Annotated in this window: 15 protein-coding genes; 12 read left to right on the forward strand and 3 right to left on the reverse strand. The window is 60.9% G+C overall.

The features are described from left to right. Positions 1–190: 190 nt before the first annotated feature. The 4 genes from AC07YV_RS07530 (at position 191) to AC07YV_RS07545 (ending at position 5,045) form a co-directional block, all read left to right on the forward strand. Positions 191–664, forward strand: a complete 474-nt coding sequence (locus tag AC07YV_RS07530) for a MarR family winged helix-turn-helix transcriptional regulator (protein WP_102699219.1) — start codon at positions 191–193, stop codon at positions 662–664. Then, positions 661–2,130, forward strand: coding sequence for an efflux transporter outer membrane subunit (locus AC07YV_RS07535; RefSeq protein WP_102699218.1), 1,470 nt, complete (start codon positions 661–663; stop codon positions 2,128–2,130). The genes AC07YV_RS07530 and AC07YV_RS07535 overlap by 4 nt, the downstream gene beginning before the upstream one ends. Before the next feature lie 15 nt (positions 2,131–2,145). Beyond that, complete coding sequence (locus AC07YV_RS07540; RefSeq protein WP_102699217.1) at positions 2,146–3,348, forward strand: HlyD family secretion protein; 1,203 nt, start codon at positions 2,146–2,148, stop codon at positions 3,346–3,348. A gap of 164 nt (positions 3,349–3,512) precedes the next feature. Continuing rightward, positions 3,513–5,045: a DHA2 family efflux MFS transporter permease subunit gene (locus AC07YV_RS07545; protein WP_102699216.1), complete on the forward strand. Its 1,533-nt coding sequence runs from the start codon at positions 3,513–3,515 to the stop codon at positions 5,043–5,045. A gap of 63 nt (positions 5,046–5,108) precedes the next feature. Here AC07YV_RS07545 and lpxH read toward each other — a convergent pair whose 3' ends face one another. Then, positions 5,109–5,861: a UDP-2,3-diacylglucosamine diphosphatase gene (lpxH, locus tag AC07YV_RS07550; protein ID WP_007970487.1), complete on the reverse strand. Its 753-nt coding sequence runs from the start codon at positions 5,859–5,861 to the stop codon at positions 5,109–5,111. After that, entirely contained in the window at positions 5,858–6,361 is a 504-nt protein-coding gene (locus AC07YV_RS07555; RefSeq protein WP_095966512.1) for a peptidylprolyl isomerase, read from the reverse strand. Before AC07YV_RS07555 ends, lpxH begins: the two co-directional genes overlap by 4 nt. Positions 6,362–6,627: 266 nt before the next feature. On the opposite strand from AC07YV_RS07555, the gene AC07YV_RS07560 reads away from it, so the two are divergent. Together AC07YV_RS07560 and cysS are read left to right on the forward strand one after the other, a co-directional pair. Next, the gene (locus AC07YV_RS07560; protein ID WP_102699215.1) at positions 6,628–8,325 is read left to right on the forward strand and encodes a glutamine--tRNA ligase/YqeY domain fusion protein; all 1,698 of its coding nucleotides are present in this window, start codon (positions 6,628–6,630) and stop codon (positions 8,323–8,325) included. Between the two features lie 21 nt (positions 8,326–8,346). Further along, the gene (gene cysS, locus AC07YV_RS07565; RefSeq protein WP_007970481.1) at positions 8,347–9,729 is read left to right on the forward strand and encodes a cysteine--tRNA ligase; all 1,383 of its coding nucleotides are present in this window, start codon (positions 8,347–8,349) and stop codon (positions 9,727–9,729) included. A gap of 135 nt (positions 9,730–9,864) precedes the next feature. Here the strand turns inward: cysS and AC07YV_RS07570 are convergent, their stop codons facing one another. Further along, positions 9,865–11,700 carry a sigma-54-dependent Fis family transcriptional regulator gene (locus AC07YV_RS07570; RefSeq protein ID WP_102699225.1) on the reverse strand — a complete coding sequence of 612 codons (1,836 nt, stop codon included), beginning with the start codon at positions 11,698–11,700 and terminating at the stop codon, positions 9,865–9,867. A gap of 359 nt (positions 11,701–12,059) precedes the next feature. On the opposite strand from AC07YV_RS07570, the gene AC07YV_RS07575 reads away from it, so the two are divergent. From AC07YV_RS07575 to AC07YV_RS07600, 6 genes are all read left to right on the forward strand, one after another. Next, positions 12,060–13,154, forward strand: a complete 1,095-nt coding sequence (locus AC07YV_RS07575) for an ABC transporter ATP-binding protein (RefSeq protein WP_015094365.1) — start codon at positions 12,060–12,062, stop codon at positions 13,152–13,154. Further along, positions 13,154–14,269, forward strand: a complete 1,116-nt coding sequence (locus tag AC07YV_RS07580) for an ABC transporter ATP-binding protein (RefSeq protein WP_102699214.1) — start codon at positions 13,154–13,156, stop codon at positions 14,267–14,269. Before AC07YV_RS07575 ends, AC07YV_RS07580 begins: the two co-directional genes overlap by 1 nt. Beyond that, a complete protein-coding gene (locus tag AC07YV_RS07585; protein ID WP_102699213.1) occupies positions 14,266–15,132 on the forward strand; it encodes a carbohydrate ABC transporter permease in 867 nt (288 codons plus the stop codon). Before AC07YV_RS07580 ends, AC07YV_RS07585 begins: the two co-directional genes overlap by 4 nt. Positions 15,133–15,140: 8 nt before the next feature. Beyond that, positions 15,141–15,941 carry a carbohydrate ABC transporter permease gene (locus tag AC07YV_RS07590; RefSeq protein ID WP_007970460.1) on the forward strand — a complete coding sequence of 267 codons (801 nt, stop codon included), beginning with the start codon at positions 15,141–15,143 and terminating at the stop codon, positions 15,939–15,941. Between the two features lie 10 nt (positions 15,942–15,951). Then, positions 15,952–16,224 carry a DUF2160 domain-containing protein gene (locus tag AC07YV_RS07595; protein ID WP_015094367.1) on the forward strand — a complete coding sequence of 91 codons (273 nt, stop codon included), beginning with the start codon at positions 15,952–15,954 and terminating at the stop codon, positions 16,222–16,224. Between the two features lie 167 nt (positions 16,225–16,391). Beyond that, complete coding sequence (locus AC07YV_RS07600; RefSeq protein WP_102699212.1) at positions 16,392–18,134, forward strand: ABC transporter substrate-binding protein; 1,743 nt, start codon at positions 16,392–16,394, stop codon at positions 18,132–18,134. Positions 18,135–18,237: the final 103 nt, after the last annotated feature.

Genomic DNA, 18,237 nt, shown 5'->3' on the forward strand with positions numbered 1-18,237 from the left:
CGCTCCCACAGGTTCAGCGCGATCCCTGTGGGAGCGGGCTTGCTCGCGAAAGCGTCGGTGCGGACAGCACAAAATCTGATGCCATTAGTCAACTATTTACCAAGCATGCTAACTATTACGTTGACATTCGCTGCCTAGGCAGTAACATTTAGACATACATTCACTGCCTAGGCAGCTAACCGGTGGTCAGATGAAGCATTTCTCTCCAGACGATTTCCACAATTGCCATCTCGGCCTGCTGCTCGGACGCGCCGCGCTGCTCAAGGACCGGATCATCGACACCCACATGGAACCCCACGGCATCACTGCCGCGCAGTTCAAGGTGTTGATCATCATGGCCCAGTTCGGCGTCGATTCGCCGGGCGAGTTGTGCCGTCACCTGTCCCTGGACAGCGGTTCGATGACGCGCATGCTCGATCGTCTGGAACAGAAGGGGTTCCTCGCCCGCCAACGCTCCGAGGCGGATCGTCGCCAGGTGCAGCTGGTACTCACGGAGGAAGGGCAGAGGCTGGCTGATCGCCTGCCGCACATCGGTGCCGAAGCCATGAATGAACTGGCCGGTGCCATCACTCCAGATGAGCTGAAAACCCTGGAGATGATTCTGAAGAAGATTTTGGTAGCAGCCGGTGACTCGATCACCCTGCTGCGAGTAGGTGACAAATGAGCAGTAAACCCTTGCGTGTCGGCCTGAGCCTGGTGCTGTTGGCCATGAGCCTGGCCGGTTGCGCCAGTTACAGCGGCCTGAAAACCGAAGGTGTCAGTCTCGATGCGAAAAACTTCAAGGCCGGGCAATCCCTCGGCGGCGTGACCCTGTCGCCGGCCGCCTGGCCGAAAAGCGACTGGTGGAAAAGCCTCGGCGACCCGCAACTCGACGGCCTGATCCGCGAGGCCCTGCGCGACAGCCCGGACATGCAGATCGCCGACGCCCGTGCCCACCAGGCCAGCGCCGCCGCCTACGCCGCCGACGCCGCGCGGATGCCGACCCTGGATGCCAGCGCCGGTGTCAGCCGCTCGCGCCTGGCCCGGGACCAGGACCCGCTCGGGCAGGGTGACGCGTACGCCACCGTGCGCAACATCAGCGCCAGTTTCAACTACAACTTCGACCTGTGGGGCGGCCAGCGTGATGCCTGGGAAGCGGCCCTCGGCCAGGCCCGTGCCGCCGAAGTCGACCAGCAGGCCGCGCAACTGACCCTGGCTGCCGACGTCGCCCGGGCCTACAGCGATCTCGGTCAGGCGCACATCGTGTATGACCTGTCCAACGAAGACCTCAAGCGCACCCGGCAAATGCTCGACCTGAGCCAACGGCGCCTGACGGCCGGGATCGACAGCCAGTACCAGTTCCAGCAGACCGAAAGCCTGGAAGCCACCTCCCAGGCCAATTTGATCGACGCTGAAAAGCGCCTGAACAGCGCGAAGATCACCCTTGCGGTGCTGCTCGGCAAAGGTCCGGACCGCGGCAATGAAATTGCCCGGCCGAACATTCTTCAGCCGAGTGCGGTAGCGCTACCTTCGGTGTTGCCGGCCGAGTTGCTCGGGCGTCGCCCGGACCTGGTCGCCGCGCGCTGGCGGGTTGAGGCTGCGAGCAAAAGCATCGACGCCGGCAAGACCCGGTTCTACCCCAACCTGAACCTCAGCGCCGCTGCCGGCGCCGAGTCCTTGTTGGGCGATGCGATGTTTGGATCGGCCAGCCGCTTCTTCAACATTGCACCGACGATTTCTGTGCCGATTTTCGACGGTGGCCGCTTGCGCGCCGACCTCGATTCGCGCGACGCCGACTACGACCTCGCGGTGGCGCAGTACAACAAAAGCCTGGTAAAGGCGCTGGGGGATGTCAGTGACAGCATCAACCAGTTGCGCGATATCGGCCGGCAGATCGCTGCCCAGCAGCACGCCACCGACATCGCCCAGGATTCCTACAACACCGTGGTCCAGCGTTACGGTTCCGGCATCGGCAACTACCTGGACGTGCTCAGCATCGAGCAGCAATTGCTCCAGGCCCAGCGTCAGCTGGCGAACCTGAATGCCGAGCAGATCGACCTGTCGATCCAACTGATGCAGGCGCTGGGCGGCGGCTTCCAGCCTGAGGCCATCGCCTCGGCCGACGCCACGCCAGCCACGCTGACCCACTAATTCAAGGTACTCGTCATGGCCTCTGCCGATACAACTCAACCTCCTGAAAACTCCCAGGGCAACCCCAGCTCGGGCAAACGCAAGTTCATGCTGCTGGTCCTGGCTGCCGCCGTCGTGCTCAGCGGCGCGGGCGTCTGGGCCTACCACGAGTTCTACGGGCGCTGGAGCGAAAGCACCGACGACGCCTATGTGAACGGCAACGTGGTGGAAATCACCCCGCTGGTCACGGGCACCGTGGTCAGCATCGGCGCCGACGATGGCGATCTGGTGCATGAAGGCCAGGTGCTGGTGAACTTTGACCCGAACGACGCTGAAATCGGTCTGCAAAATGCCCAGGCCAATCTGGCGCGAACCGTGCGTCAGGTTCGCGGCCTGTACAGCGATGTGGATGGCATGAAAGCCCAGGTCAACGCGCAGAAAGCCGAAGTGCAAAAGGCCCAGGACAACTTCAGCCGGCGCAAGAACCTCGCCGCCGGCGGGGCGATTTCCCAGGAAGAGCTGTCCCACGCCCGCGACGACCTGACCTCGGCGCAAAACGCCCTGGCCAATGCCGAACAAAAGCTCAAGACCACCAGCGCGCTGGTCGATGACACCGTGGTGTCTTCGCACCCGGACGTGATGGCCGCCGCCGCACAACTGCGTCAGGCCTACCTGAACAACTCACGCAGCGTCCTGATTGCACCGGTTACCGGTTACGTGGCCAAGCGTTCGGTGCAACTGGGCCAACGCGTGCAACCGGGTACCGCGCTGATGGCGGTGATTCCGCTGGATCAGCTGTGGATCGACGCCAACTTCAAGGAAACCCAGCTGCGTGACATGCGCATTGGCCAACCGGTGGAGATCGAGACGGACCTGTACGGCAGCAGCGTGAAATACAGCGGCACCATCGACAGCCTCGGCGCCGGCACCGGCAGCGCCTTTGCCCTGCTGCCGGCGCAGAACGCCACCGGCAACTGGATCAAGATCGTGCAGCGCGTACCGGTGCGAGTCCACATCAACGCCGAAGAACTGGCCAAACATCCGCTGCGGGTTGGCCTGTCGACCATGGTCGACGTGGACCTGCACGACCAGAGCGGGCCGGTGCTGGCGCAACAGCCGCCGCAGAAGGCGTCGTTCAGCACCAACGTCTACGACCGTCAGTTGGCCGAGGCCGACGCGATGATCACCCAGTTGATCCACGACAACAGCGCCGCGGTCAGCAAAACCGCGCAACGCTGAAATGCCATTACCTCGACCCTGTGGGAGCGGGCTTGCTCGCGAAGGCGGAGTGTCAGGCGACATCCATGTTGAATGTGCCGACCTCTTCGCGAGCAAGCCCGCTCCCACAGGGTTGGCTGCGTCCGTAATGGACGCGGCACCAACCAGGCTTCCAAGGATTCGCGATGAGCAATAACGCCTCTTTCACGCCCCCCAGCCTGCTGCTCAGCACCATCGGCCTGTCGCTGGCGACCTTCATGCAGGTGCTCGACACCACCATCGCCAACGTGGCGCTGCCGACGATCTCCGGCAACCTGGGCGTGAGTTCGGAGCAGGGCACCTGGGTCATCACCTCGTTCGCCGTGAGCAATGCCATCGCCTTGCCGCTGACCGGTTGGCTCAGTCGGCGTTTTGGTGAGGTGAAGCTGTTTGTCTGGGCAACGCTGCTGTTCGTGCTGGCTTCGTTCCTGTGCGGGATATCCACCTCGATGCCCGAGCTGGTGGGCTTCCGGGTGCTGCAAGGGGTGGTGGCAGGGCCGCTGTACCCGATGACCCAGACGTTGCTGATCGCGGTCTATCCGCCGGCGAAACGGGGGCTGGCCCTGGCGCTGCTGGCGATGGTCACCGTGGTCGCGCCGATTGCCGGGCCGATCCTCGGCGGCTGGATCACCGACAGCTACAGCTGGCCGTGGATTTTCTTCATCAACGTGCCCATCGGCCTGTTCGCGGCATGGGTGGTCACCCAGCAGATGAAAAAGCGCCCGGTGGTCACCAGCCGCCAGCCGATGGATTACGTCGGTCTGATCGCGCTGATCATCGGTGTCGGGGCGCTGCAGATCGTGCTCGACAAGGGCAACGATGCCGACTGGTTCGAATCCACCTTCATCGTGATCGGCTCGGTGATTTCGGTGGTGGCCCTGGTGTTCTTCGTGATCTGGGAAATGACCGACGAACACCCGGTGGTCAACCTGCGCCTGTTCGCCCACCGCAACTTCCGCTACGGCACCATCGTGCTGATCCTGGGCTATGCCGGGTTCTTCGGGATCAACCTGATCCTGCCGCAGTGGCTGCAGACACGCCTGGGCTACACCGCGACCTGGGCCGGTTTTGCCGTGGCGCCGCTGGGGATCCTGCCGGTGTTGCTGGCCCCCTTTGTTGGCAAATACGCACCGAAGTTCGATATGCGGTTACTGGCCGGCGGGGCATTCCTGGCCATTGGCCTCAGTTGCTTCATGCGCGCCGGGTTCACCAATGAAGTGGATTTCCAGCACATCGCCATGGTGCAGCTGTTCATGGGGATCGGCGTGGCGCTGTTCTTCATGCCGACCCTGACCATCCTGCTTTCGGACCTGCCGCCGAGCCAGATTGCCGATGGTTCCGGGTTGGCGACGTTCCTGCGGACCCTGGGCGGTAGTTTCGCGGCGTCACTGACCACCTGGATCTGGATTCGCCGTGCCGACCAGCACCATGCCTACCTGACCGAAAGCATCACCCCGTTCGACCCGGCGACCCGCGAAGCACTGAGCAACCTGGGCGGAGCGGGGGCCAGGGCCTACACGCAACTGGATCAGATGGTGATCAGCCAGGCGTACATCATGTCCACGGTGGATTACTTCACCTTGCTGGGCTGGATGTTCATGGGGCTGATCCTGATCGTGTGGCTGGCCAAGCCGCCGTTTACGGCGAAGGCGGGGCCTGCGGCGTCTGCCGGGCACTAACAAACACTGCAGAACCCCTGTGGGAGCGAGCAAGCTCGCTCCCACAGGGATCTCCTACAGCCTTCAGTTCGCGGGAGCTGCCAATTGTGGCGGCGGGGCGAAGTCAAACGGCGCCAGCGCAAACCCTTGCTCATCCACCTGCAACGCCCAACCCTGGCGATCCCAATCCCCCAGCACGATGCGCCGGGCGGCCTGGTCGCCCAACTGCAACTTGTGGATCGCCGGACGATGGGTATGCCCGTGGATCAAGGTCTTCACCCCGTACTCCTGCATGATCCGCGGAATCTCTTCGGGCGTGACGTCGACGATGTCATTGGCCTTCATCCGCACCTGGGCACGGCTTTCACTGCGCAGTTTGCGTGCCAGCTTGTGCCGGGTGCGCAAGGGCAGGTTGCGCAGGATGAACAGGGTGATCGGGTTGCGCAGGTAGCGACGCAGCTTCATATAGCCTTCGTCGCGGGTGCACAGGCTGTCGCCGTGCATCAGCAGCACCGGCTCGCCGTTGAATTGCACGACACTCGGGTCTTTCAGCAGGGTGCAGCCGGCCTGCTTGCAGAAGGCCTTGCCGAGCATGAAATCACGATTGCCGTGCATCAGGAAAATGGCCGTGCCGCTGTCGCTGAGGTCGCGCAGGGCCTGGCAGATGGAACGCTGGAAGGGCGTCATGGCGTCGTCGCCAATCCACACTTCGAAAAAGTCGCCCAGGATGTACAACGCACTCGCCGAGCGGGCGCGTCCGGCGAGCAAATCCAGAAACGCCCGGGTAATGTCCGGGCGCTCCTCTTCCAGATGTAAATCTGAAATCAGCAATATCACTCAATGATCTCGGCTTTCTCGATGATCACGTCGTCTGCCGGTACGTCCTGGTGGCCGGACTTGGAAGTGGTGGCCACGCCTTTGATCTTGTCGACAACGTCGGTGCCGGCGGTCACTTTACCGAATACCGCGTAGCCCCAGCCTTGAACGTTCTTGCCGCTGTGGTTGAGGAAGCTGTTGTCCGCCACGTTGATGAAGAACTGTGCGGAAGCCGAATGCGGCTCCATGGTGCGGGCCATGGCGATGGTGTACTTGTCGTTGGAAAGACCGTTGTCGGCTTCGTTCTGGATGCTTGGGCGCTTGTCTTTCTTTTCTTTCATGCCTGGCTCGAAACCGCCGCCCTGGATCATGAAGTTACCGATGACGCGGTGGAAAACGGTGTTTTCGTAGTGACCGGCTTTAACGTACTCGACGAAGTTGGCCACGGTGATCGGGGCTTTGTCGGCGTTCAGTTCGAGGACGATGTCGCCGAAGTTGGTAGTCAATTTGACTTGGGTCATGATCAGCACTCTTTTCAGGAGAAGCATACTTAAGGAATTCGTGGTGTTGGAACAGCATGTCCCGCCACCGGTTCAGCCTTTTTGGCCAAGGTGCGCAGTTTAGCGTGCCAGACGCGAATTTCGAGGCAGTTTTTTCATTTGCGGCCCATTAAATGCGACGGTTTACAGAGTGCGCTCTGTCAGGCACTTGACGGCATCGGCTATGATAGCGGCTTTGTTTTGTCCGGCCTTCATTACGGCCACGCACTTGTACGTTCAAGGATCCTATGAGCAAGCCCACTGTCGACCCTACCTCGAATGCCAAGACCGGCCCAGCCGTGCCGGTCAACTTCCTGCGGCCGATCATCCAGGCAGACCTGGACTCGGGCAAGCACACGCAGATCGTCACCCGTTTCCCGCCTGAGCCCAACGGCTACCTGCACATCGGCCATGCCAAGTCGATCTGTGTGAACTTCGGCCTGGCCCAGGAGTTCGGCGGCGTCACGCACCTGCGTTTCGACGACACCAACCCGGCCAAGGAAGACCAGGAATACATCGACGCGATCGAAAGCGACGTCAAATGGCTGGGCTTCGAGTGGTCCGGTGAAGTGCGCTACGCCTCGCAGTATTTCGACCAGTTGCACGACTGGGCGGTGGAATTGATCAAATCCGGCAATGCCTACGTCGATGACCTGACTCCGGAACAGGCCAAGGAATACCGTGGCAGCCTGACCGAACCTGGCAAGAACAGCCCGTTCCGCGACCGCAGCGTCGAAGAGAACCTGGACCTGTTCGCCCGCATGAAAGCCGGTGAGTTCAAGGACGGCGCACGGGTGCTGCGGGCCAAGATCGACATGGCCTCGCCGAACATGAACCTGCGTGATCCGATCATGTATCGCATCCGTCACGCTCACCACCACCAGACCGGCGACAAGTGGTGCATCTACCCGAACTACGACTTCACCCACGGTCAGTCGGACGCCATCGAAGGCATCACCCACTCGATCTGCACCCTGGAGTTCGAAAGCCACCGTCCGCTGTACGAGTGGTTCCTCGAGCACTTGCCGGTGCCGGCCAACCCGCGCCAGTACGAGTTCAGCCGCCTGAACCTGAATTACACCATCACCAGCAAGCGCAAGCTCAAGCAGCTGGTCGATGAGAAGCACGTCAACGGCTGGGACGACCCGCGCATGTCCACGCTGTCGGGTTTCCGCCGCCGTGGCTACACGCCGAAATCGATCCGCAACTTCTGCGAAATGATCGGCACCAACCGTTCCGACGGCGTGGTCGACTTCGGCATGCTCGAATTCAGCATCCGTGACGACCTCGACCAGAGCGCCCCGCGTGCCATGTGCGTGCTGCGTCCGCTGAAAGTCGTGATCACCAACTACCCGGAAGGCCAGGTCGAGAACCTCGAACTGCCGTGCCACCCGAAAGAAGACATGGGCGTGCGCGCTTTGCCGTTCGCCCGTGAAATCTACATCGACCGTGAAGACTTCATGGAAGAGCCGCCGAAGGGCTACAAGCGCCTGGAGCCGGCCGGTGAAGTGCGTCTGCGTGGCAGCTACGTGATCCGCGCCGACGAAGCGATCAAGGACGCCGATGGCAACATCGTCGAACTGCGCTGCTCGTACGATCCGGACACCCTGGGCAAGAACCCGGAAGGCCGCAAGGTCAAAGGCGTGGTGCACTGGGTGCCGGCCGCGGCCAGCGTCGAGTGCGAAGTGCGTCTGTACGATCGTCTGTTCCGTTCTCCGAACCCGGAGAAGGCCGAAGACAGCGCCAGTTTCCTGGACAACATCAACCCTGACTCGCTGCAGGTACTCACCGGTTGTCGTGCTGAACCCTCGCTGGGCAATGCACAGCCGGAAGACCGTTTCCAGTTCGAGCGCGAAGGTTACTTCGTCGCCGATCTCAAGGACTCGAAACCAGGTCAGCCGGTATTCAACCGTACCGTGACCCTGCGTGATTCGTGGGGCCAGTGATTCAGCGTCAAGGGAAATAACGTGCTTACGATCTACAACACGCTCACCAAGAGCAAAGAAGTCTTCAAGCCGCTCGATGGCAACAAGGTGCGCATGTACGTGTGCGGCATGACCGTGTACGACTACTGCCACCTGGGCCACGGCCGCAGCATGGTTGCGTTCGACCTGGTGACCCGCTGGTTGCGCTTCAGCGGCTACGACCTGACTTATGTGCGCAACATCACCGACATTGACGACAAGATCATCAATCGGGCCAACGAGAACGGCGAGTCGTTCGAAGCCTTGACCGAGCGCATGATCGCGGCGATGCACGAAGACGAAGCGCGCCTGAACATCAAGAAGCCGGACATGGAGCCGCGTGCCACCGATCACATCCCGGGCATGCACGCGATGATCCAGACCCTGATCGACAAGGGCTACGCCTACGCCCCGGGCAATGGCGACGTGTACTACCGCGTCGGCAAGTTCATGGGCTACGGCAAACTGTCGCGCAAGAAGATCGAAGACCTGCGCATCGGCGCTCGCATCGAAGTCGACGAGTCCAAGCAGGACCCGCTGGACTTCGTGCTGTGGAAAGCCGCCAAGCCGGGCGAGCCGAGCTGGGAATCGCCGTGGGGCGCCGGGCGTCCGGGCTGGCACATCGAATGCTCGGTGATGTCGACCTGCTGCCTCGGTGAGACCTTCGACATTCATGGCGGCGGCAGCGATCTTGAGTTCCCGCACCACGAAAACGAAATCGCCCAGAGCGAAGCGGCCACCGGCAAGACCTACGCCAACGCGTGGATGCATTGCGGCATGATCCGTATCAATGGCGAGAAGATGTCCAAGTCCTTGAACAACTTCTTCACCATCCGCGACGTGCTCGACAAGTACCACCCGGAAGTCGTGCGTTACCTGCTGGTGTCGAGCCACTACCGCAGTGCGATCAACTATTCGGAAGACAACCTCAAGGACGCCAAGGGCGCCCTGGAGCGTTTCTACCACGCGTTGAAAGGCCTGCCGAACGTGGCACCTGCCGGCGGCGAAGCCTTCGTCGAGCGTTTCACCCAGGTGATGAACGACGACTTCGGCACGCCGGAAGCCTGCGCGGTGCTGTTCGAGATGGTCCGCGAGATCAACCGTCTGCGCGAGAGCGATCTCAATGCAGCGGCCGGCCTGGCGGCGCGTCTGAAAGAACTGGCCAGCGTGCTGGGTGTATTGCAGCTGGAAGCCGATGACTTCCTGCAGGCCGGTGCCGAAGGGCGCGTGGATGCAGCTGAAGTCGAGGCGCTGATTGCCGCTCGCCTGGCGGCACGTGCCGGCAAGGACTGGGCCGAATCCGACCGCATCCGCGACCAGCTCACCGCCATGGGCGTGGTGCTGGAAGACGGCAAGGGCGGCACGACCTGGCGTCTGGCTGACTGATTGCTGCTTGCGTTACAGACAAAACCCGCCTTGTGCGGGTTTTTGTTTTTTAGAATCAAAAGATCGCAGCCTTCGGCAGCTCCTACATGTGGATTGCGTACACCTTGTAGGAGCTGCCGCAGGCTGCGATCTTTTTCAACCGTCCAACTGCCGCAACCGCTTGTAAAGGGTATTGCGGCTAACCCCCAACAGCCGCGCCAGATACGAAATATTCCCCCCGACCGCCTGCAACTGCCGATTCAGTGCTTCCACATCATTCAAGTCGATGCCCAGCGGCTCCGGCGTCTCCACCGGTTCCATCTCCAGGTCGACAAAAAAATCATCCGGCAAGTGCTCTGCCCGCACCGGTTGTTCTTCGGCCATGGCCAGGGCCACCTGTATCACGCTGCTGACCTGGCGCAAGTTGCCCGGCCACGGGTGGCGGCTGAACAACGCCATCACTTCCTGGCTCAAACCGGCCCATTGCGCTGGTTCGCGGTGCTGCTCCCACAGGCGCTTGAACAGTGCCTCCTTATCGCTGCGCTCACGCAGGGGCGGCAGTTCCAGGGTCAGGCCGCCGATGCGGTAGTACAAGTCTTCACGAAACCGCCCCAGCTGTACTTGTTCGCGCAGCGAGCGGTTGGTCGCTGAAATGATGCGCAAGTCCACAGGGAACAATTCGCTGCTGCCCACTGGCTGCACGCAACGCTCCTGCAACACCCGCAACAGACGCGCCTGAGTCGGCAGCGGCATGTCGCCGATTTCGTCGAGAAACAGCGTGCCTTTGTCAGCCTTGCGGATCAGCCCGATGCTGCCTTTCTGGTTGGCACCGGTGAACGCGCCTTTCTCATAGCCGAACAACTCGGATTCCACCAGTTCGGCGGGAATCGCCGCACAGTTGACGGCGATGAGCGCTTGTTTGCTGCGCGAGCTGGCGTGGTGGAGGGCTTTGACGAAGACCTCCTTGCCGACCCCGGTTTCACCGTGGATCAGCAGTGGAATGTCTTTTTCCAGCAAGCGTTCGGCCTGGCGCACGGCTTTTTCCACGCGGCTGTCGCCGAAATGCAGGGTGTTGAGGCTGATGGCCGCGGGTGCAGCGACAACCGGCTCGGTGAACACTCGAGGTTGAATGGATGCCTGTTTCGGCCGCTTCAGCAGGCACTGGAAGCGGTTGCGTCCTGAGGTTTGCAAGGCAAAGGGCAGGCCTTCGGGCTGATTGAGCAGCTCCAGCAACGAGACCTTGAACAGGCTCTCGACACTGACCCGCGACAGGCTGATGCCCAGCAGATTGTCGGCCCGGCGATTGGCCGACAGCACCTGGCCGCTTTCATCGAAAATCAGCAAGCCGGCCCATTGGCTGTCGAGGTTGTTCAGCCCGGTATTGAACGTCAACTGGAAATGCTGGCCATGGAACAGGTTGAGGATCAGCCGGTTTTCCACGGTCTGGCTCATCATCTTGACCATGCCCAGGGTGTGCGATGGCGGCAGGTAGCTGTCGCTGGACACGTCCAGCACCGCGATCACCTTGCGCTCGGCATCGAAAATCGGCGCGGCGGAACCGGTCATGAAGCGGTTGGCCTTGAGGAAATGTTCATCGTGCTCGATGTGCACGGCTTGCTCACAGGCCAGGGCGGTGCCAATGGCGTTGGTGCCGGTGCAACGTTCCATCCAGCTGGCGCCGGCGCTGAAACCCCGGGCCAGTTTCGGCTCGATAAAGCGCTGGGTGCCCCACGATGTGAGCACCTGGCCCTGATGGTCGGCGAGCATGATCAGGCAATTGGAATTGCTCAGGATGTTCTCGTAGTAGGGCAGCACTTCCTGATGGGTGGTTTGCACCAGTGAATGCTGGCTCTCCAGCAATTGTGCGATGCCCGCGGCCGGCAATTGATCGAATGCCGGCGCGCTCTGATGACTGAGGCCGAACGCGCGGCAACGCGACCAGGAGTCCTGGATGATGGCGTCGTGGGACAGCGGCGATGCGGGTGCGGGCATGGCAGTCAGTCTCTGAATCAGCATTTTATTGTTGTTATGGCTACATGCGCCCCCTGTAGGAGCTGCCGCAGGCTGCGATCTTTTGATTTTGTTTTTGAAGAGCAAGATCAAGAGATCGCAGCCTGCGGCAGCTCCTACAGGGAGGCGTGAACGGTGTCTAGAGTGTTGTTCACTATTGTTCACTGTCAATGGGTGAACTGTTCAATTGTTCATTTCAGATTGTTCATTTGTGTTCAGCAACGAACGTCGACGGGCTGTGGTTTTCACTCATTTCCAGCTGAATCAATGGCTTGGGATTTTTGGCACGGATGTCGCTTTATCGCTCCGGTCGCTTGACTCCAATAATAAAAGGCCGAGCCATGTCACTCACCCTGGAGCACGTCAGCCGCACCGTCGAGGGCCAGACCTGGATCGACGATGCCAACCTGAGTTTTGAACCCGGTTCCTTCAACGTTTTGCTGGGTCGCACCCTGTCCGGCAAAACCAGTCTGATGCGCCTGATGGCCGGTCTGGACAAGCCCGACAGCGGCCGCATCCTGATGAACGGTGTCGACGTTACCCAACGGCCGGTGCGCTTGCGCAATGTGTCGATGGTCTATCAGCAGTTCATCAATTACCCGACCATGACGGTGTTCGACAACATCGCCTCGCCGCTGCGCCAGGCCGGTGTATCCAGCGAGCTGATCCAGAGCAAGGTGCTGGAAACCGCGAAGATGCTGCGCATCGAAAAATTTCTGAAGCGTTATCCGCTGGAGCTTTCCGGTGGCCAGCAACAACGCACGGCCATGGCCCGGGCGCTGGTCAAGGATGCCGAGTTGATCCTGTTCGACGAGCCGCTGGTCAACCTCGACTACAAGTTGCGCGAGGAACTGCGCCAGGAAATGCGCGAGCTGTTCAAGGCGCGCCATACCATCGCGATCTACGCCACCACCGAACCCAACGAGGCCCTGGCCCTGGGCGGTACCACCACCATTCTTCACGAAGGTCGGGTAATCCAGAGCGGCCAGTCGTCTTCGGTCTATCACCAGCCGCAAACCGTGCTGGCGGCGGAGCTGTTCTCCGAACCGCCGATCAACCTGATGCCGGGGCGCATTGCCGGCAACGAAGTGAGTTTCGCCAACTTCGTGCACTTTCCGCTGAACGTCGATTTGCGCCCGGTGGGCGAGGGCGAGTTCCGTTTCGGCGTGCGACCCAGCCATATCTCGCTGGTGCCGAGCAATGACGATGACCTTGAACTGGCGGTGACCGTCGAGGTGGCCGAAATCAGTGGCTCGGAAACCTTCCTGCACGTGCGCAACGAGCATTTCCTGCTGGTGCTGCACTTGCCGGGTGTTCACGAATACGACGTCGATGCGCCGATCCGTATCTACATCCCGACCCATAAACTGTTTGTGTTCGATACGCAGGGCCGGCTGGTGCAGGCGCCGGGCCAGCGTGTCGCGAGGGTAGCCTGATGGCCGAAATCCGTTTGCAGAACCTCGCCCACAGCTACACCAAAACCCCGGTGGGACCTGAGGACTACGCGATCCGCGAGATGGACCACATCTGGGAGCAGGGCGGCGCCTATGCGTTGCTCGGTCCGTCGGGCTGTGGCAAATCAACCTTGCTCAACATTATTTCCGGGCTGCTCAGTCCGTCCCAGGGTCATGTGCTGTTCGACGGCAAAGCGGTCAACGACCTGACGCCGGAGAAGCGCAACATTGCTCAGGTTTTTCAGTTCCCGGTGGTCTACGACACCATGACGGTGTTCGACAACCTGGCCTTCCCCCTGCGCAACCAGGGCATGGCCGAGGCAAGGATTCATACCAAGGTGCAGGAAATCGCCGAAGTCCTCGACCTGCAGAACCTGCTGAGCAAAAAGGCGCGCAACCTCACCGCCGACGAAAAACAGAAAGTCTCCATGGGTCGCGGGCTGGTGCGCGACGATGTGTCGGCGATCCTGTTCGACGAGCCGCTGACGGTGATCGACCCGCACCTGAAGTGGAAGCTGCGACGCAAGCTCAAGCAGATCCACGAGCAGTTCAACATCACCATGGTCTACGTCACCCACGATCAACTGGAGGCCTCGACCTTCGCCGACAAGATTGCGGTGATGTACGGCGGGCAGATCGTGCAGTTCGGCACACCACGGGAACTGTTCGAGCGCCCGAGCCACACTTTTGTTGGCTACTTCATCGGCAGCCCGGGGATGAACCTGATCGAGGTTCAGCCGCAACCGGGGGGCGTCGGGTTCGCCTCCACCCACCTGCCGCTGTCCGAGGCCATGCAGCGACGCATCGCTGAATCCGAATGGAAAACCCTGAAGGTCGGCATTCGCCCGGAGTTCGTCCATGTGTGGGACGAAGCCTTTGATGATGCGCTGCGGGCACAGGTCGTACACGTCGAAGACCTGGGTACCTACAAGATCATGAGCCTCGACCTCGATGGCACGCCCCTGAAAGTGCGCCTGGCCGAAGACAAACCGGTGCCGCAGGGCACGGCCTACATCAGCTTTCCGGCGCAATGGCTGATGGTCTATGCCGATGATTTCCTGCTCGAAGCCCATGCCAGCCAAGAGGTGCAGCCATGAACAAGGTGCAGAACAACAAGGCCTGGTGGCTGGTGCTGCCGGTGTTCCTGCTGGTGGCGTTCAGTGCGGTGATCCCGATGATGACCGTGGTCAACTATTCGGTGCAGGACATCTTCGACCAGTCCAGCCGCTATTTCGTCGGTGCCGACTGGTACAAGCAGGTACTGCTCGACCCTCGGCTGCACGACTCGCTGCTGCGCCAGTTCATCTATTCCGCCTGCGTGCTGCTGATCGAAATTCCGCTGGGCATTGCCATTGCCCTGACCATGCCGACCAAGGGCCGCTGGTCGTCGGTGGTGCTGATCGTGCTGGCGATCCCGCTACTGATCCCGTGGAACGTGGTCGGCACCATCTGGCAGATCTTCGGCCGCGCCGACATCGGCTTGCTGGGGGCGAGCCTCAAGGCCATGGGAATCAACTACAACTATGCGGCGAACACCATGGACGCCTGGGTCACGGTGCTGGTGATGGACGTCTGGCACTGGACCTCGCTGGTGGCGCTGTTGTGTTTCTCCGGGTTGCGGGCGATTCCGGATGTGTATTACCAGGCGGCGCGGATCGACCGTGCTTCGGCCTGGGCGGTGTTCCGGCACATTCAGTTGCCCAAACTCAAGAGCGTGCTGCTGATCGCCGTGATGCTGCGCTTCATGGACAGTTTCATGATCTACACCGAGCCCTTCGTGCTCACGGGCGGCGGTCCGGGCAATGCCACGACCTTCCTCAGCCAGACCCTGACCCAGATGGCGGTCGGCCAGTTCGACCTGGGGCCGGCCGCGGCGTTCTCGCTGGTGTACTTCCTGATCATCCTGTTGGTGTCCTGGCTGTTCTACACCGCCATGACTCACTCTGACGCCAACCGTTGAGGCCTGCCATGAGCAAGAGAAAGCTGATACCCCTGCTGCTCTACATCCTGTTCCTGCTGGTGCCGATCTATTGGCTGCTGAACATGTCCTTCAAGAGCAACAGCGAAATCCTCGGCGGCCTGACGCTGTTCCCGCAGGATTTCACCCTGGCCAACTACAAGGTGATCTTCACCGACCCGAGCTGGTACACCGGCTACATCAACTCGGCGTATTACGTGAGCCTGAACACGATCATTTCCCTGACCGTGGCATTGCCGGCGGCTTATGCGTTTTCGCGTTATCGCTTCCTGGGTGACAAGCACCTGTTCTTCTGGTTGCTGACCAACCGCATGGCGCCGCCGGCGGTGTTCCTGTTGCCGTTCTTCCAGCTGTATTCGTCGATCGGGCTGTTCGACACCCATATCGCCGTGGCCCTGGCTCACTGCCTGTTCAACGTGCCGCTGGCGGTGTGGATTCTCGAAGGCTTCATGTCCGGCGTGCCCAAGGAAATCGACGAAACCGCCTACATTGATGGCTACAGTTTTCCCAAGTTCTTCGTGAAGATTTTCATCCCTTTGATCGGCTCCGGCATCGGTGTGACGGCGTTCTTCTGCTTCATGTTTTCCTGGGTCGAACTGCTGCTGGCGCGAACCCTCACCTCGGTGAACGCCAAACCCATCGCGGCGGTGATGACGCGTACGGTCTCGGCATCCGGTATCGACTGGGGTGTACTGGCGGCGGCGGGGGTGTTGACCATCCTGCCGGGCATGCTGGTGATCTGGTTTGTTCGCAACCACGTGGCCAAGGGCTTTGCCCTGGGTCGGGTATGAGGAACTGATGATGGAATGGATGAGTTGGACCGCCCCCACGGCGGCGTTCTTCGGCGTCATTGCCTTGATCCTGGTGGGCATGACCACCTGGGAGTTGCGTTCGCCGAGCGTGCTTCGGCGAGGTTTGCTACCGATTGCCACCACCCGTGGCGATCGCTTGTTCATCGGTCTTCTCGGCAGCGCCTACCTGCATTTGCTGGTAATCGGCGTCACCGACTGGAGCATCTGGGTGGCGTTCGCGTTGTCCCTGGTGTGGCTGTTGGCTGTGATGCGTTGGGGCTAGGGTCTGTACGAGAGATCGCCGAGCGGCGATCAGGCAAGGCAAAAACAGGCGAGGTAGCGGAGTTGACGTCAGTCAATGAGCATACCGAGCCTGTTTTTAACGCAGCATGATCGACGCGCAGGCAGCTCTCGTACAGAGCCTGCTCCGAAACCCTATAAGGAGGTCTTATGTTCGACAAAAACAATAAGCTGCGACATAGCATTTCATTGGCAGCCATGCTGGCACTCAGCGGTTTGAGCGCTTCGGCCTGGGCCGATGCCTACGAAGATGCCGCAAAAAAATGGATCGGCAGTGAATTCAAGCCATCCACACTGACGGCCGATCAGCAGCTGGAAGAATTGAAGTGGTTTATCAAGGCGGCGGAGCCCTTCCGCGGAATGAACATCAAGGTGGTCTCGGAAACCATCGCTACCCACGAGTACGAGTCCAAGGTCCTGGCCAAGGCCTTCACCGAGATCACCGGGATCAAGCTGACCCACGACCTGCTGCAGGAAGGCGACGTGGTGGAAAAGCTGCAGACCGTGATGCAATCGGACAAGAGCATCTATGACGGCTGGGTCAACGACTCGGACTTGATCGGTACGCACTTTCGGTACGGCAAGACCGAATCGATCACCGACCTGATGGCGAACGAAGGCAAGGACTTCACCTCGCCGACCCTCGACATCAAGGACTTCATCGGCATTTCCTTCACCACTGCGCCGGACGGCAAGATCTACCAGTTGCCTGACCAGCAGTTCGCCAACCTGTACTGGTTCCGTGCCGACTGGTTCGAACGCGCGGACCTCAAGGCCAAGTTCAAGGAAAAGTACGGCTACGAGCTGGGCGTTCCGGTGAACTGGTCGGCCTATGAAGACATTGCCAAGTTCTTCAGTGAAGACGTCAAGGAAATCGACGGCAAGCGCGTCTACGGGCACATGGACTACGGCAAGAAGGACCCGTCCCTGGGCTGGCGCTTCACCGATGCCTGGTTCTCCATGGCCGGTGGCGGCGACAAGGGCATCCCCAACGGTTTGCCGGTGGACGAGTGGGGCATTCGTGTCGAGGACTGCCACCCGGTGGGTTCCAGCGTGACCCGCGGCGGCGACACCAACGGCCCGGCGGCGGTGTTCGCCACCACCAAGTACGTCGACTGGCTGAAAAAGTACGCGCCACCGGAAGCGGCGGGCATGACCTTCTCCGAATCCGGCCCGGTGCCTTCCCAGGGCAGCATCGCCCAGCAGATTTTCTGGTACACCGCCTTCACCGCCGACATGACCAAGCCAGGCCTGGCGGTGATGAACGCCGATGGCACGCCGAAATGGCGCATGGCGCCGTCACCACGGGGACCGTACTGGGAAGAGGGCATGAAGTTGGGCTATCAGGACGTGGGTTCCTGGACCTTCATGAAGTCCACGCCTGAGAAGCAGAAACTGGCGGCCTGGCTCTATGCGCAGTTCGTGACCTCGAAAACCGTGTCGCTGAAGAAAACCATCGTCGGCCTGACGCCTATCCGCGAATCGGACATCAACTCACAAGCGATGACCGACCTGGCGCCGAAACTCGGTGGCCTCGTGGAGTTCTACCGCAGCCCGGCCCGCGTGCAATGGACCCCGACCGGGACCAACGTACCTGATTATCCTCGCCTCGCGCAGTTGTGGTGGAGCCACATCGCCGAAGCGGCCAGCGGCGACAAAACCCCGCAACAGGCACTCGACGGCCTGGCCAAGGATCAGGACGCGATCATGACCCGCCTGGAGCGTTCGAAGGCACAAGCCACCTGCGCACCGAAAATGAACCCCGAGCGCGATGCTCAGTACTGGTTCGACCAGCCGGGCGCTCCGAAACCTAAACTGGAAAACGAGAAGCCGAAAGGCGAGACCGTGAGCTACAGCGAGCTGCTGAAATCGTGGGCGGATGCGCGTAAGTAAGTGTTTGGGAATGTGAAAGGCGAACGGCACCGAAAGGTGCCGTTTTTGTTTGTGCCCGTTCCGCCCCCTTCGCGAGTAAGCCCGCTCCCACAGTGACCGAGAG

This window comes from Pseudomonas sp. GW456-E7 (genome assembly GCF_059424105.1).

Coding starts and splice junctions, on each gene's coding strand:
- AC07YV_RS07595 (WP_015094367.1), top strand. CDS start 15,952: ATGGAATGGATGAGTTGGACCGCCCCCACGGCGGCGTTCTTCGGCGTC.
- AC07YV_RS07540 (WP_102699217.1), top strand. CDS start 2,146: ATGGCCTCTGCCGATACAACTCAACCTCCTGAAAACTCCCAGGGCAAC.
- AC07YV_RS07575 (WP_015094365.1), top strand. CDS start 12,060: ATGTCACTCACCCTGGAGCACGTCAGCCGCACCGTCGAGGGCCAGACC.
- AC07YV_RS07545 (WP_102699216.1), top strand. CDS start 3,513: ATGAGCAATAACGCCTCTTTCACGCCCCCCAGCCTGCTGCTCAGCACC.
- AC07YV_RS07530 (WP_102699219.1), top strand. CDS start 191: ATGAAGCATTTCTCTCCAGACGATTTCCACAATTGCCATCTCGGCCTG.
- AC07YV_RS07580 (WP_102699214.1), top strand. CDS start 13,154: ATGGCCGAAATCCGTTTGCAGAACCTCGCCCACAGCTACACCAAAACC.
- AC07YV_RS07555 (WP_095966512.1), bottom strand. CDS start 6,361: ATGACCCAAGTCAAATTGACTACCAACTTCGGCGACATCGTCCTCGAA.
- AC07YV_RS07560 (WP_102699215.1), top strand. CDS start 6,628: ATGAGCAAGCCCACTGTCGACCCTACCTCGAATGCCAAGACCGGCCCA.
- AC07YV_RS07600 (WP_102699212.1), top strand. CDS start 16,392: ATGTTCGACAAAAACAATAAGCTGCGACATAGCATTTCATTGGCAGCC.
- AC07YV_RS07585 (WP_102699213.1), top strand. CDS start 14,266: ATGAACAAGGTGCAGAACAACAAGGCCTGGTGGCTGGTGCTGCCGGTG.
- AC07YV_RS07590 (WP_007970460.1), top strand. CDS start 15,141: ATGAGCAAGAGAAAGCTGATACCCCTGCTGCTCTACATCCTGTTCCTG.
- AC07YV_RS07570 (WP_102699225.1), bottom strand. CDS start 11,700: ATGCCCGCACCCGCATCGCCGCTGTCCCACGACGCCATCATCCAGGAC.
- AC07YV_RS07535 (WP_102699218.1), top strand. CDS start 661: ATGAGCAGTAAACCCTTGCGTGTCGGCCTGAGCCTGGTGCTGTTGGCC.